This is a genomic window from Nosocomiicoccus ampullae (genome assembly GCF_019357495.1).
In the GTDB taxonomy this organism is placed as follows: Bacteria; Bacillota; Bacilli; order Staphylococcales; family Salinicoccaceae; genus Nosocomiicoccus; species Nosocomiicoccus ampullae.
On sequence record NZ_CP079110.1, the window covers coordinates 769,280 to 784,326 of the forward strand.

Consider the following 15,047-nt stretch of genomic DNA (forward strand, 5'->3'; position numbering starts at 1 on the left):
GTGTAAATATGAGTCATCGTTATTTACCGGTAACAGAAAAAGACAAGCAAGAGATGTTAGACGTCATTGGCATTAAAGATGTTAATGAATTATTCTCTGATATCCCTGAAGAAGTTAGGTTCAAAGGTGATTTAAATATAGAACCTGCGAAAGATGAGTACTCTCTAATGAGAGAACTTACTAGAATTTCTAACAAAAATATAACTTCAGCAACACATTCATCATTCTTAGGTGCTGGAGTTTATGATCACTATATTCCATCTGTAGTGGATTCTATTATTTCTAGATCAGAGTTTTATACTGCATATACACCTTATCAACCAGAAGTTTCACAAGGTGAATTACAAGCAATCTTTGAATTCCAAACATTAATTTCTGAGTTAACAGGTTTACCAATTGCAAACTCATCAATGTACGATGGTCCAACTGCATTTGCTGAAGGTGCGACTATGGCTGCTGGAGCGACTAGAAAGAAAAAAGTAGTTGTTTCAGGTGCAGTGCACCCACAAACTTTAGAAGTTATTAAAACATATACTCACGCACAAAACATTGAAGTAGTTGTTGCAGATTTAGATGGTACGACTACTGATTTAAAACATTTAGAAGAATTAGCTGATGAAGATACTGCAGCAGTAATGGTTCAGTATCCTAACTTCTTTGGTTCAATTGAAGATTTAGAAGCAATTGAAAAGATTGCTCATAAACACAAAGGATTATTCATTGTTAACTCAAATCCACTTGCAATTTCATTATTAACACCTCCAGGAGAATTTGGTGCAGACATTGTTACTGGTGATACACAAGTATTCGGTATTCCAGCACAATTTGGTGGACCACACTGTGGATATTTTGCTGCAACAAAAAAATTAATGAGAAGAATGCCTGGACGTCTTGTAGGTCAAACTCAAGATGATGATGGTAATCGTGGATTCGTATTAACGTTACAAGCACGTGAACAACATATCCGTCGTGAAAAAGCGACTTCGAACATTTGTTCGAACCAAGCCCTAAATGCTTTAGCTTCATCAATTGCGATGAGTGCATTAGGTAAGTACGGTGTTGTTGAAATGGCTGAAAACAATATTCAAAACGCTCACTATGCTAAAGAAGCATTTAAATCAGCTGGATTTGAAGTTCTTGGTGACATGAACTTTAACGAGTTTGTAGTTAAGTTAAATAAAGATGTCACTGAAATTAACGATGAGCTATATGAAGATGGATTTATTGGTGGTTATGACTTAGGTTTAGACTTTGATGAGTTCAAAAATCATATGCTTATCGCAGTCACTGAACTACGTTCTAAAGATGAAATTGATGCGTTTGTTGAAAGGTTAGGTGCTTATAATGGCTAAAAAAGGATCAAGTCCATTAATTTTCGAAAGAAGTATCGAGGATCGTTATGCATACTCGTTACCAAAACTTGATATCGAGAAACAAGATCTTTCTAATTTATTAGATGATAAATTTATCCGTAAAGAAAAAGCAGAATTACCAGAAATCAGTGAATTAGATTTAATTCGTCACTACACTGAACTATCAAATAAAAACTGGGGTATCGATACAGGATTCTATCCATTAGGTTCTTGTACAATGAAGTACAACCCTAAAATTAACGAGCAAGTTGCTCGCTTAACAGGGTTTGCAACTTCACACCCATTACAAAATGAAAAAGCAATTCAAGGATCACTTGAAATTACGTACCGTTTACAAGAGTCATTAAAAGAAATTACTGGTATGGATGAAATTTCATTACAATCTGCTGCTGGTGCTCAAGGTGAATGGACAGCATTAATTATGATTAAAGCATTCCACGAAGCAAACGGAGATCACCAAAGAACAGAAGTAATCGTACCTGACTCAGCACACGGTACAAACCCAGCATCTGCTACAGTAGCTGGATTCAAAGCAGTAACAGTTAAGTCTAACGAAGACGGAACTGTTGATATTGAAGACTTAAAACGTGTTGTAAGTGATAAAACTGCAGCAATCATGTTAACTAACCCGAACACTTTAGGATTATTTGAAAAAGATATCTTAGAAATTAGAGATATTGTCCACGGTGCTGGAGGTAAATTATATTATGATGGAGCGAACTTAAACGCAATTATGGCTAAAGTTCGTCCTGGAGATATGGGCTTTGATGCTGTTCACTTAAACTTACACAAAACATTCACTGGTCCACACGGTGGTGGAGGTCCAGGTTCAGGTCCTATTGGAGTTAAAGCTGATTTAGCAGAGTTCTTACCAAAACCACATGTTAAAAAAGAAGGAGACACATTTAAATTAGACAACGACATTCCTAACAGTGTCGGACGTGTTAAACCTTACTTTGGTAACTTTGCTATCTATCTACGTGCTTACACGTACATTAAAACTATGGGACCAGAAGGTCTGAAGAAAGTATCTGAAGATGCAGTATTAAACGCAAACTATATTATGAGACGTCTTGAAGGTGCATATCATCTTCCATTCAATCAACACTGTAAACACGAATTCGTGCTTAGCGGTGTAAACCAGAAAAAAGAAGGTGCACGTACGTTAGATGTTGCAAAACGTCTATTAGACTACGGCTACCATCCACCAACAATTTACTTCCCGCTTAACGTGGAAGAAGGTCTTATGATTGAGCCGACAGAAACTGAATCTAAAGAAACTTTAGATGGCTTTGTTGATGCACTATTAAACATCGATAAAGAAATCAAAGAAGATTTAGACTTAGTTCTAGAAGCGCCTCATAATACTGTAATTGGACGTCTTGATGAAACTCAAGCAGCACGTCATCCAGTTTTACGTTTTGAAAGAGAAGACATCGTTGACGAGAAGAAATAAGTCATAAATAAAAGAGCGATTCGAATTTATTTCGAATCGCTCTTATTTATTTCTTGTTAATTTTACCTGTCCATTTAGAAATACCGCTTTTTAATACGTAAATATCCTTATGACCAAGTTTTTTTAAAATCCTCGCTGCTCTTAATGCAGTACGCCCATTTTGATCATATAAGTGTACAGGTTGATCCGTACGCAATGATTTTGCTCTGCTGTTAAAAGTACTTAATGGGATATTACGAGCACCTAAAATATGACCGTGCTTATAGGCTTCTTTTTCTCGTAAATCGACAAGTTGAACTTTTCTTAGATTTTCGCTAAATTCATTCTCATCAACAATATTTACTCCTCGTACACTAATCACAGCGTTAACAATAAATAAAATTATTAATATTGCTAAAATAATTAATAAGATAATTGTAGTAGTACTCACAAAATCTCTCCTTTTTAGTTACAATATATATTATAGTGTGTTTACAATTTTTTTAAAAGTCTAAGTTAGGAGAGAGTTCATTGACAACAGAATGGCTTTACATTAATAGTGGTAAAAATGATGCGTATTATAATATGGCATTAGATGAACTACTTATGAGAAAAATCGAGAGAAATGAAATCCCGCCTGTTTTAAGATTATATGAATGGGAAATACCAACACTGTCAATCGGATATTTTCAAAGAATACATAGAGAAATAGATGTTGAGAAAGTCAAAGATTACGGTTATCAGCTCGTGAGAAGAAAAACTGGTGGTAGAGGTGTCTTACATGAACAAGAGCTTACATACAGTTTAGTATTACCGGAAAGCTATGAAAACATGCCACAAACAGTAGCTCAAAGTTACAAAGTATTATCTACAGGTCTTCTAGAAGGATTTAAAAACTTGGGATTAGATGCTTATTTTAGTATTCCAGAAAGAAAAAAATCTGAAATTAGATCGAGTGTTTGTTTCGATACAGCAAGTTGGTATGAATTAGTTGTAGAGGGTAGAAAAATTGCTGGGAGTGCTCAGACGAGAAATAATGGTGTAATTATGCAACATGGTTCTATTCTATTAGATGTTGATATCGACCATCTATTTGACATGTTTAAATTTACAAATGAGCGTTTTAAAGAGAAAATGAAAAGTGGATTTAAATCAAAGGCTGTTGCTATTAATGACTTAACAGATAAACAGTTCACAGTGGATGATTTATATGTCGCATTTAAAAAAGGATTCGAAAATGGATTAGATATGCATACGACAGAGTATAGACTTACAGAAAAAGATAAAGAAGAGTTAGAAGTCCTTATAGAAACTTATAAGTCAGATGAATGGAATTATAAAAGATAAAAAAACGTAAGTTTAGAGTTATTCTCTAAACTTACGTTTTCTTTTCGTTTTACGTAATGCACGTCTATATTTTCTTTCGTCTTCAGATAATAGGAAATAATAATATATCGCATATAAGATTAAGCCGATGATAACAAGTGATAATGCCATATTAAAAATCATATTAAAAACATTATCTAAGTTAGTAATTAATCCAATAAATGCGATGATTAATACAAAGTAAAATAATCCTTTTTTCAAATAATCAACCTCTATAAATATTTATTTAAATCTTTAATATTGTCTATTGACTCTTTTATTTTTTTATCGTCGTCTTTGTCAATTGCTTCTTTCAATGATTTTAATTCTTTAAGTAGATTACTATTGAATATTTCTATTTTATTATGTTGGCGTGTGAGCGTATCTTGTAACTTTAACTCATCTACGTCATCGTTATATTCTTTTATAATATTTGTCATATCACTTTCGATATCACTAATTTTTCCGCCACTAATTTTTTCATCTTTTTTATAACTATTAATTTCTAAAGTAAGTCTTTCTAGTTCTTGTTCAGTCGATCTTGCATATTTTTTAACAATGCTTTGATAGTCATCAATATTAGAGTCCTTTTTATCGCGGTTAATACGTGCAATTTCTTCTTCAATATTATTAAAATCATCTTTTAATTGTTTATTTTCTACTTCAAGAGTATGTAATTCCTCTTCAAGATCTTCTACTCTTTTAGATTTTTGTTCGAACTTTTCATCTAAATTCTCTGATGAACAGGCAGTTAATAATAATGTTAATGATAAAAGTAACAGTGAATTTTTCATCATAATCCCTCACAATACTTTATTATCTTATCATTTCTTTTTAATTTTGAAAAAGAAAATGAAATGTTATAAAAAATACTGTAAACTACGAAGTAAGGAGTGAATCACATTATGAAAAAACTAGACAACACAAAATCTCTATTAAAAAAATATGACGTTGACGCTATTCTCATTATGAGTGAGTTTAACAGAAGATACTTATCAGATTTCACTGGTTCGAGTGGTGCGGTTATTATTACGAATGATGATGAATATTTAATATCAGACTTTAGATATAACGTTCAAGCAAGAGAAGAATCTCCACATTTTGAATTTGTATTACAAAATAAAGGATTACTTCCATTTATTATTGAATTTTTAAAATCAAAAGATATTAAAAAATTAGGTTTTGAAGGCGAATATACAAATTATAATGACTATTCCAAATTAGAAAGTGAATTTGATCTTGAAGCAATAACTGGCGAATTTGAAAAGATGAGAATGATTAAATCTGAAGATGAGATTGCACATATTCAAAAAGCTTGTGAAATTGTCGATAAAGCTTACGAACATATTTTAACTTTTGTAAAAGCAGGAATGACAGAACTAGAAGTAAAAGCCGAGTTAGAATATAAAATGGCTCAACTTGGTTCTGAAGGACCAAGTTTTGATACAATTGTAGCAAGTGGTTATAGAGGTGCGTTACCACACGCAACACCTTCAGAAAAAGTCATTGAAGATGGAGATTTAGTAACTCTAGATTTTGGCGCGACATATAACGGGTACGTATCTGATATTACGCGTACATTTGGTGTAGGTAATGTTTCAGATGAGTTAAAAAATGTGTATAATATTGTGTTAGAAAGTCAATTAAAATCTTTAGAAACGATTAAAGTAGGCTTTACTGGTAAAGAAGCTGATAAAGTTGCTAGAGACATCATTACTGAGAACGGTTATGGTGATAATTTCGGGCATTCTCTTGGCCATGGAATCGGTTTAGAGGTTCATGAAGGACCAGGTCTAGCAAAAACAGTTGATACAGTGTTAGAAGAAAATATGATTATTACAATCGAACCAGGAATCTATGTTGAGGATCTTGGTGGCGTAAGAATTGAAGACGATGCGATTGTAACAACAGAAGGGCTTAAAAAATTAACACATAGTAGTAAAGAGCTTTTCATCATTAACAACTAGGGGGAAATAAAATGATTTCAGTAAACGATTTTAAAACAGGACTTACAGTTGAAGTGGATAACGGTATTTGGAGAGTTATCGATTTCCAACACGTTAAACCAGGTAAAGGTGCAGCTTTTGTTCGCTCAAAACTAAGAAACTTACGTACAGGTTCGATTCAAGAAAAGACTTTTAGAGCTGGTGAAAAAGTTGGAACTGCACATATCGACAATAACAAAATGCAGTATTTATACAATGATGGTGACGATTACGTCTTTATGGATAATAACACTTTCGAGCAAGTATCAATACCAAGCAGTCAATTAGAAGATGAAATTAATTACCTAAAAGAAAACATGAACGTGTCAATTATGACATACGAAGGTGAAACGCTAGGTGTTGAATTACCTAAGACAGTTGAATTAGAAGTTGTAGAAACTGAACCAAGTATTAAAGGAGACACAGTTTCTGGTGCGACTAAAGAAGCTAAATTAGAAACAGGGCTATCAATTCAAGTACCGTTATTTGTTAACAACGGTGATGTTTTAATTGTAAACACTGAGGAAGGCGCATACGTGTCAAGAGCATAATTTTAAAAGCAGATAATTTTATCTGCTTTTTTTAGTTACTAATTGAATTGGTCGTACCACTTCAGTAAAATGTTATTATAAAGATTGCGTTAGGAGAAAAGTTAATGAATTTAGAATATATAGATCAGCTAATTGAAAAAATGGATAAGGCAAGTCTTACAGAATTGTCTTATAAAGACAAAGTTATAGATATTAGCTTAAAACGCGAACCAAAAATAACTACTCAAGTTGCTCAACCTGTTTCTAAAACAGAAGTAACACCTGTTGAAAAGGAAACGATTAGTGATACTGAAGTACCAGAAGGTAAGACTATTAAAGCTCCGATGGTTGGTACTTTTTATCAATCTCCTTCACCAGAAGCAGATCCATACATTCAGGTTGGCGATAAAATAGAAAACGATACAATAGTTTGTATTTTAGAAGCAATGAAACTCTTCAATGAGATTGAAGCAGAAGTATCCGGTGAAATTGTAGATATTTTAGTTGAAGATGGAGAAATGGTTGAGTATAACCAACCATTGTTTAGAGTCAAATGATAAAAAAAGTACTTATCGCAAACCGAGGTGAAATTGCAGTACGTATTATTCGTGCTTGCCATGAACTCGGTATAAAGACAGTAAGTGTTTACTCAGAGGCTGATAAAGATAGTTTACACCGGAAACTAGCGACTGAGTCATATTGTATTGGTCCTAAATTATCTAAAGATAGTTACTTAGATATGATTAGTATAATTACAATTGCTCAGAATACTAATTGTGACGCAATTCATCCTGGATATGGTTTTTTAGCTGAAAATGTAGATTTTGCAGAGATGTGTGAAGCGAGCAATTTAATTTTTATCGGTCCTCATTACAAAACGATTGGACTCATGGGTGTCAAAGACGTCGCTAAAAAGACGATGCAACAAGCAGGCGTACCAACTGTTCCAGGTTCAGACGGTGTCGTAAAAAATATTGACGATGCAAAAACAATTTCTAAAGATATTGGATATCCAGTTATTATAAAAGCAAGTTATGGTGGTGGCGGAAAAGGAATTCGCGTTGCACGTAACGAAGAAGAACTTATTCAAAATTATAAACTAACTGAACAAGAGGCAGAAAGTGCGTTTGGTAATAAGAATTTATATATCGAAAAGTATATTACGAACTTTAGACATATTGAGATACAAGTACTCGGTGACTACCACGGCAATGTCGTTCATTTAGGCGAAAGAGATTGTACGATACAACGAAGAATGCAAAAACTTGTAGAAGAAGCAAATAGTCCAGTTTTAAGCGAAGAAATTAGAGAGGATATGGGTAATGCGGCAGTACGTGCAGCAAAACATATCGATTATGTAAATGCTGGTACGATTGAATTTATTTATGATCTTGATGAGAAAAAGTATTATTTTATGGAAATGAATACACGTATTCAAGTTGAGCACCCTGTGACAGAGATGGTGACTGGGGTAGATTTAGTTAAAATGCAACTTAAAGTTGCGATGCGTGAAGAAATTCCATTTACTCAAGAAGACATTAAATTTAAAGGACATTCATTTGAATTTAGAATCAATGCAGAAAATCCGTATAAAAACTTTATGCCATCAGCAGGCAAAATCACAAAATTTATAGAACCCGGTGGTTTTGGTGTGAGACTTGAAACGGCAAGTTATCAAGGGTATACAATACCGCCGTATTACGATTCGATGATCGCTAAACTTATCGTCTTTGGAGAAGATAGAAGGGACGCATTACAAGTTGCAAGACGCGCCTTAAATGAATTTATAATTGAAGGTATTGATACGACGATACCGTTTCATAAAAATATAATTAATAATGAGGATTTCATCAACAACAATTATAATACTAATTTTCTTGAGCAACATGATATAATGAATGAATGAGGTGACAACGATGGAAGTATTAGGACATGATGAAACTATAGGTAAAATTAAAATTTCAACAGAAGTACTCGAAGTGATTTCAAGCATTTCTGTGCTTGAAACTAAAGGTGTTGCTTCGTTACAGAATAATTTTGCAAGTGGAACTATTGAAAAATTTGGTAAAAAATATCGTGGAAAAGGCATAAGAGTCGATGAAAAAGATGGTTATTTAAAAATCTCTGCTTTTGTAAATCTTTCAGACGATAAAAATGTACACAAAATTGCTGAGGACATTCAAGAGAATATCAAGCAATCAATCTCAACTATGTTAGATATTAACGTCATTGATGAAATTAACGTTCATATCGTAAATATTAATAAGTAATAGGTGTTTTTATGAACAGACATGAACAAAGAGTTAAGGCATTTCAAATATTATTCCAAATCGATAATGATATTGTAGATTTAAATAGCGTAAAGTTTTTTGACTTATATTTAACGATGCCTTATATAAAAGAAACTATTGACTATTATATTGAACATCAAGATGAAATTAATAAGACTATTAGTGCAAAATTAAATAATTATACACTTGATCGAATTAGTAAGGTAGATAGAAATGTGTTAAGGCTAGCTGCTTCAGAACTTCTATCTACAAATACACCAAAGAAAATTATTGTTAATGAGGCTGTTAAAATAACAAAAATCTACAGTGACGTAAACAGTTATAAGTTTGTGAACGGTGTACTTAAAAACTTTATAAACGAGTGATACTATGAGTAAAGACCAAATACTTACAGTAAGTGCTTTATCATCGTATATTGAAGAGAAATTTGTAAGAGACCCGTATTTAGAACGGGTCTTTATTAAAGGTGAAATATCTAATAGCAAGTTACATAGTTCTGGTATTTTTTACTTTACACTTAAAGACACACATGCGACAATTCGTGGCATTATGTTTAGTAATAAAGTGAAGAAATTAAAGAAATTACCAGAAGAAGGTGATGGTGTCATCATCGAAGGTACAATTACTGTATTTAAATCTGGTGGTTATTATCAAATTACAGCGAATGATATAGAGCTAGATGGACAGGGACAGCTTTATGAAAAATTAGAGAAAAATAAAAAAATGCTTGAAGAAAAAGGTTATTTTAAATCTGAATATAAAAAGGCATTACCAAAATTTCCTAAAGATATTATTCTGGTAACGTCCAAAACGAGTGCGGCATATAACGATATGATTAACGCTGTAACTAAAAGATTTCCATTAACGAAAGTAAAAGTGTTAAATACGTTAATGCAAGGACAAAAAAGTATAGACTCTGTTATTAAAAATCTTGAAATCGCAGATAATCATCAAGCAGACATTGTTATACTTGCGCGTGGTGGTGGCTCTATTGAAGATTTATGGACATTTAACGAGTTAGAAGTTGCTAAAAAGGTATTTAACATGACTACACCTACCATCACAGCTATCGGCCACGAAACAGATACAACACTTGTCGATTACGTGTCGGATAAGCGTGCAACAACACCTACTCAAGCAATCGAACTTGCATTGTTTGATCAGTATTATTTACTTGATAAAATAGCCGAAGATGATTTAAGACTTAAAAAGTTAGTGAAAGATAAGTTAATTCAAAAAGAAACTCAACTTGAGAGTTATAAAAATTATTATAAGTTTAGAATGCCTACTAGATTATACGATCAGCATATTCAAAAACTAGTTTATAAAAAAGACCAGTTAAACGCATTATATAATACGCATTTTAATAACTTTCAAAACAAATATAACGAGTTGAATTATGAGTTAAAATTACTCACGCCTAAAAATAAAATTCAAGAATATAAAAATATAAATAATGATTTTAAAAAAACACTCACAAATGAAATGAATTTAATATTCGTAGATTCTAAATCAAAGGTGAGACATAAGCTTGAAGTATTAAGTCGATTGAATCCCCTTGAAATTTTAAAAAGAGGCTACTCTTTTACAAGCTTAGATGATAAAGTTTTAAAAAGTGTTAACGAAGTGAAGCAAGGAGACGCTTTAACTATCCATGTAAGTGATGGACGCATTGAGACTAAAGTGACTGAGGTGATTGATGATGAGTAAATCAGCAGATCAAACGTTGAGTTTTGAAGAAAAAATGAAAAAACTTGAAGATATAATTCAAAAATTAGACAGTGATGAAGTTCAATTAGAAGAATCTTTATCATTATATAAAGAAGGTATTAAACTCTCAAAAGAATGTGACGAGATTTTAAAGAATGCTCAACTTGAAATTGAAGAATTAGAGGGTAATAACGATGATTAATGATTATCAACAGTACTTAAATGAAGTGGATTTGTTAATTAAAGATCATTTAAATAAAAATGATGTTTCTAGTAAAGTTAAAGAATCTTCTTTATATTCAATCTCAGCAGGTGGTAAAAAAATTCGTCCACTGTTGTTATTTAAAACATTAAAAGCTTTAAATTTCCCTTTAGAATTAGGTGTACCTGCAGCTGCTACAATTGAAATGATTCATACTTACTCTTTAATACACGATGACTTACCAGCGATGGATAATGATGACTATAGACGTGGAAAACTAACAAATCATAAAGTATATGGAGAAGCGACAGCGATTCTTGCTGGCGATAATCTACTAACAGAAAGTATTCATCTACTTAGCCATGCGAATTATAACGATGCTATTAAAATAAATCTAATTCAACTGATTACAAATGCTGCAGGGCAATTTGGAATGATTAGCGGACAAATGAATGATATATTAAGTGCAAATAAAGAAATTGATTATAAAACTTTAGAAAATATACACCGCTATAAAACCGGTAAATTAATACAAGCTCCAGTTGTTGCCGCTGCGATGATTGCTGGCGCAAGTAATGATATTATTAATAATTTAAACGATTTTTCCGGAGAACTTGGCTTATTATTCCAAATAAAAGATGATTTACTAGATGTTCAAGGGACGCAAGAAGAATTAGGAAAATCCGTTGGTACTGATGAAAAAAATCAAACGACGACTTATGTATCATTATTTGGTGTTGAAGGAGCAATGGATCTATTAAAAGAAAAAGAGACAGAAACAAAAAGATTACTTTACAAACTAAAAGATGATATTGATATTATACATTTAGAAGATATTATTTCTATAGTCGTAAATAGAACGAAATGATATTCGGTCTTCCGAATATCATTTCTATTTTTTTAGTCATTTTTAAATGATATAATAAGCAAGTAGATAAGGTGGGTGCTATATGAGACTTGAAGAAATTGAAAATCCATCATTTTTAAAAGAAAAAAATGATGATGAGCTTGAAGAGTTGGCACAAAAAATAAGAGAATTTTTAATAGAATCATGTGCTGAAACAGGTGGGCATATTGGAGCTAACTTAGGCGTAGTAGAACTAACGTTAGCACTCCATCGATTTTATAATTCACCTGAAGATAAGTTTTTATTTGATGTTGGACATCAAGCATATATTCATAAAATATTAACTGGCAGAACTAAAGATTTTAAAACGCTTCGACAGTATAAAGGACTATCCGGATTCCCTAAAATGAGTGAATCTGAACATGACGTATGGGAAGCAGGTCATTCATCAACTTCATTATCGGCAGCTTTAGGAATGGCTAAAGCAAGGGATATTCGAAATGAAGATTACAATATCGTTCCAATTATAGGAGACGGTGCTTTAACTGGTGGTATGGCTTTAGAAGCGCTGAACCACATCGGATCTGAAAAGTCAAAAATGACTATTATTTTAAACGATAATGAAATGAGTATTGCACCTAACGTTGGTGCGATGCATAACATGTTTGGTAGAATCCGTACGAACTCAAGTTATAATAAGTTTAAATATGATGCTGAAGAGCTTTTAGAAAGAATACCTTCAGTTGGTCCATCGTTAAGAGATTTAGCAGATAAGGTAAAAGACAGTTTAAAATATCTCGTCGTAGATGGAGTATTCTTTGAAGAGCTTGGTATTAAATATATTGGTCCCGTTGACGGTCATAACTTTAAAGAGCTTCAAAAAGCGTTAGAGTCTACAAATAATTATGATGGTCCAGTGATTATTCATGTGATTACTAAAAAAGGTAAAGGATATTATCATGCAGAAACTGACGCGATTGGTAAGTGGCATGGATTAGGACCATATAAAATAGAAACAGGCGAAACACTCGGAAGTAGTGGTACAGAGTCTTGGAGTGAATATGTTTCTAATGAAGTGTTTGAGCATGCGCTGAAGGATAAGAAAATAGTCGCGTTAACACCGGCAATGCCTGTTGGGTCTAAGTTGACTAAATTCCAAAATGAATTACCAGAAAGATTTTTTGATGTTGGTATCGCGGAACAGCACGCTGTAACGATGTCCGCAGGACTCGCAGCAGCAGGCATGAAACCTTACTTAGCAATTTACTCTACATTTTTACAACGTGGATATGACCAAGTACTACACGATGTCGATCGTCCGAATCTAAATGTGTTCTTTGGTATTGATCGTAGTGGTTTAGTTGGTGCAGATGGGGAAACACATCATGGCATATTTGATGTGAGCTTTTTAATGCCTTTACCAAATATGACGATTATGATGCCTAGAGATGAAATTGAAGCTAAATTGATGATTAATTTTGCATTAGACTATGATGGTCCAATTGCTTTAAGATATCCTAGAGGTAATGTCAAAGGTCTTCAAATAACTGAAAGACAGCCTATAGTAAAAGGTAAATGGGAAATTGTAGATGCCTCTAAAGAAAAAGATGCAGTCATTATTAGTTATGGACCGACGTTAGATGTTGCTTTAGAAGCAAAAGAAATTTTAAATAAATTTGGCATTGAATTAGAGGTAGTTAATGCACGCTTTATTAAACCTGTAGATGCGGATTTACTTAAAGAATATGGTCAGTCAAAAACTCCTTTACTCATCGTTGAAGAAGTTATCGAAACAGGTGGACTTGGCCAATATGTTCAAAGTTATATGTTAGAAAATAATTTCTTAAATAGCGTAAAAACGATTGCGATTCCAGACGTTTATATTGAACAAGGTAGTGTCGATAAATTACTCATCGAAGCAGGAATCACAGTAGAAAACGTCGTAAAAGTAGTTCAGAATATGGTTGAAAACAATGACTAAAATTCGAGCAGATGAATACTTATTTAAGCATTATAGCCTAGGAACAATTGAAGACGTTAGGCGTCTTATCATGGCTGGTAAGGTGTTAAATAATAATGAACCGATTTATAAAGCATCGGATATGATTAAAACAGAAAAAGCATCAATACGTTTTAAAAATGTAAAAGAATACGTTTCTCGTGGCGGTATTAAATTAAAAGCAGCAATCCAGGAATTTTCAATCGATCTAAAAAATAAGGTGGTACTAGATATTGGAAGTTCCACGGGTGGCTTTACAGATTGTTCATTAAAGCACGGTGCGAATCATGTTTATGCTGTTGATGTTGGTACTAATCAACTCGACTATAAACTTAGAGTCGATGATAGAGTAACAGTAATGGAACAAACAAACTTCAAAGGTACACTAATCAGTGATTTTAAACAGTTACCAGATATCATAACAATAGACGTTAGCTTTACTTCAGTTGTTCCTATTATTAATCATATTACTGAGTTATTTAGCCATGAATACACGGTCATTGCGTTAATAAAACCTCAATTTGAAAGTTACCTTGAAGAAAAAGAAGACACGCTCATTATTCAAAATGTTGAAACAAAGAAAAATGTCATTAGACGTGTAGTAGAGGCTTGTAAAGATTTAAATTTATCAACAATTGATGTCATTCATTCACCAATTACAGGCACGAAAGGTAACGAAGAATTTTTACTATATATTAAAAACGACTCAATCGGTCAATCAGTTACGAATGAACAAATCAAGTACTTATTTTAACTATCCTTTATAGGATAGTTTTTATTTTCTAATAACTTTTAAATATGCACAATTATATGCTATTATTGAATAAATATTTGTCTTATGCATAGAGGTGAAGATCATGTCAAATAAAGTAGTTAGGCAAATTAAAATTAGAGAAATTATTACTAACCACGATATTGAAACTCAAGAAGAACTTGTAGAAAAGTTATTAGAGAATAATTATGAAGTCACTCAAGCAACAGTATCTAGAGACATTAAAGAACTTCAACTTTTTAAAGTACCTAAAGCAGATGGAACTTATATTTACAGCATGCCAGAGGATAGAAGATATCAAACACTTGAAAAGCTTGGTAGATATCTAATGGATAGTTTTGTCAAACTCGATTACCACGATAATTTAATTGTTTTAAAAACATTGCCAGGTAACGCTCAGTCAATTGGTGCTATTTTAGATCAATTAGAATGGGAAGAAGTCATCGGTACAATTTGTGGAGATGATACATGTTTACTTATTTGTAGAGGTAATGATGCGAGAGACGTTGTTAAAGATAAAATATTTAATCTTATTTAA

General features: G+C 32.6%; 18 protein-coding genes. 15 read left to right on the forward strand and 3 right to left on the reverse strand.

What is annotated here, in order from left to right:
• Positions 1 to 8: 8 nt before the first annotated feature.
• Complete coding sequence (gene gcvPA, locus KPF49_RS03935) at positions 9 to 1,352, forward strand: aminomethyl-transferring glycine dehydrogenase subunit GcvPA (RefSeq protein ID WP_183674877.1); 1,344 nt, start codon at positions 9 to 11, stop codon at positions 1,350 to 1,352.
• Complete coding sequence (gene gcvPB, locus KPF49_RS03940; protein ID WP_183674874.1) at positions 1,345 to 2,829, forward strand: aminomethyl-transferring glycine dehydrogenase subunit GcvPB; 1,485 nt, start codon at positions 1,345 to 1,347, stop codon at positions 2,827 to 2,829. The genes gcvPA and gcvPB overlap by 8 nt, the downstream gene beginning before the upstream one ends.
• Positions 2,830 to 2,875: 46 nt before the next feature.
• Here the strand turns inward: gcvPB and KPF49_RS03945 are convergent, their stop codons facing one another.
• Entirely contained in the window at positions 2,876 to 3,259 is a 384-nt protein-coding gene (locus tag KPF49_RS03945) for a rhodanese-like domain-containing protein (RefSeq protein WP_183674871.1), read from the reverse strand.
• Positions 3,260 to 3,339: 80 nt separating this feature from the next.
• Between KPF49_RS03945 and KPF49_RS03950 the strand changes: the two genes are divergently transcribed.
• Positions 3,340 to 4,155 carry a lipoate--protein ligase family protein gene (locus KPF49_RS03950; RefSeq protein ID WP_246562803.1) on the forward strand — a complete coding sequence of 272 codons (816 nt, stop codon included), beginning with the start codon at positions 3,340 to 3,342 and terminating at the stop codon, positions 4,153 to 4,155.
• An 18-nt stretch (positions 4,156 to 4,173) separates the two neighbouring features.
• Here the strand turns inward: KPF49_RS03950 and KPF49_RS03955 are convergent, their stop codons facing one another.
• The gene (locus KPF49_RS03955) at positions 4,174 to 4,395 is read right to left on the reverse strand and encodes an SA1362 family protein (protein ID WP_183674868.1); all 222 of its coding nucleotides are present in this window, start codon (positions 4,393 to 4,395) and stop codon (positions 4,174 to 4,176) included.
• A gap of 11 nt (positions 4,396 to 4,406) precedes the next feature.
• Positions 4,407 to 4,967 (reverse strand): hypothetical protein, encoded by a 561-nt coding sequence (locus KPF49_RS03960; protein WP_183674865.1) that lies wholly within the window; start codon positions 4,965 to 4,967, stop codon positions 4,407 to 4,409.
• Between the two features lie 111 nt (positions 4,968 to 5,078).
• Between KPF49_RS03960 and KPF49_RS03965 the strand changes: the two genes are divergently transcribed.
• The 12 genes from KPF49_RS03965 to ahrC all read left to right on the forward strand — a co-directional run bounded on the left by KPF49_RS03965 (position 5,079) and on the right by ahrC (position 15,047).
• A complete protein-coding gene (locus KPF49_RS03965) occupies positions 5,079 to 6,140 on the forward strand; it encodes a M24 family metallopeptidase (RefSeq protein WP_183674862.1) in 1,062 nt (353 codons plus the stop codon).
• An 11-nt stretch (positions 6,141 to 6,151) separates the two neighbouring features.
• Positions 6,152 to 6,709 carry an elongation factor P gene (gene efp / locus KPF49_RS03970; RefSeq protein ID WP_183674859.1) on the forward strand — a complete coding sequence of 186 codons (558 nt, stop codon included), beginning with the start codon at positions 6,152 to 6,154 and terminating at the stop codon, positions 6,707 to 6,709.
• A gap of 104 nt (positions 6,710 to 6,813) precedes the next feature.
• The gene (accB, locus tag KPF49_RS03975; RefSeq protein ID WP_183674856.1) at positions 6,814 to 7,245 is read left to right on the forward strand and encodes an acetyl-CoA carboxylase biotin carboxyl carrier protein; all 432 of its coding nucleotides are present in this window, start codon (positions 6,814 to 6,816) and stop codon (positions 7,243 to 7,245) included.
• The gene (gene accC / locus KPF49_RS03980; RefSeq protein ID WP_183674968.1) at positions 7,245 to 8,594 is read left to right on the forward strand and encodes an acetyl-CoA carboxylase biotin carboxylase subunit; all 1,350 of its coding nucleotides are present in this window, start codon (positions 7,245 to 7,247) and stop codon (positions 8,592 to 8,594) included. Before accB ends, accC begins: the two co-directional genes overlap by 1 nt.
• A 10-nt stretch (positions 8,595 to 8,604) precedes the next feature.
• The gene (locus KPF49_RS03985) at positions 8,605 to 8,958 is read left to right on the forward strand and encodes an Asp23/Gls24 family envelope stress response protein (RefSeq protein WP_183674853.1); all 354 of its coding nucleotides are present in this window, start codon (positions 8,605 to 8,607) and stop codon (positions 8,956 to 8,958) included.
• 11 nt (positions 8,959 to 8,969) lie between these two features.
• Entirely contained in the window at positions 8,970 to 9,344 is a 375-nt protein-coding gene (gene nusB / locus KPF49_RS03990) for a transcription antitermination factor NusB (protein ID WP_183674850.1), read from the forward strand.
• Between the two features lie 4 nt (positions 9,345 to 9,348).
• Positions 9,349 to 10,689, forward strand: a complete 1,341-nt coding sequence (gene xseA, locus KPF49_RS03995; protein ID WP_183674847.1) for an exodeoxyribonuclease VII large subunit — start codon at positions 9,349 to 9,351, stop codon at positions 10,687 to 10,689.
• Positions 10,682 to 10,891, forward strand: coding sequence for an exodeoxyribonuclease VII small subunit (gene xseB / locus KPF49_RS04000; protein ID WP_183674844.1), 210 nt, complete (start codon positions 10,682 to 10,684; stop codon positions 10,889 to 10,891). Before xseA ends, xseB begins: the two co-directional genes overlap by 8 nt.
• A complete protein-coding gene (locus KPF49_RS04005) occupies positions 10,884 to 11,759 on the forward strand; it encodes a polyprenyl synthetase family protein (protein ID WP_183674841.1) in 876 nt (291 codons plus the stop codon). The genes xseB and KPF49_RS04005 overlap by 8 nt, the downstream gene beginning before the upstream one ends.
• Positions 11,760 to 11,841: 82 nt before the next feature.
• Positions 11,842 to 13,719 (forward strand): 1-deoxy-D-xylulose-5-phosphate synthase, encoded by a 1,878-nt coding sequence (gene dxs / locus KPF49_RS04010; RefSeq protein ID WP_183674837.1) that lies wholly within the window; start codon positions 11,842 to 11,844, stop codon positions 13,717 to 13,719.
• Positions 13,712 to 14,491, forward strand: a complete 780-nt coding sequence (locus KPF49_RS04015; RefSeq protein ID WP_183674835.1) for a TlyA family RNA methyltransferase — start codon at positions 13,712 to 13,714, stop codon at positions 14,489 to 14,491. Before dxs ends, KPF49_RS04015 begins: the two co-directional genes overlap by 8 nt.
• 103 nt (positions 14,492 to 14,594) lie before the next feature.
• Positions 14,595 to 15,047 (forward strand): transcriptional regulator AhrC/ArgR, encoded by a 453-nt coding sequence (gene ahrC, locus KPF49_RS04020; protein WP_183674832.1) that lies wholly within the window; start codon positions 14,595 to 14,597, stop codon positions 15,045 to 15,047.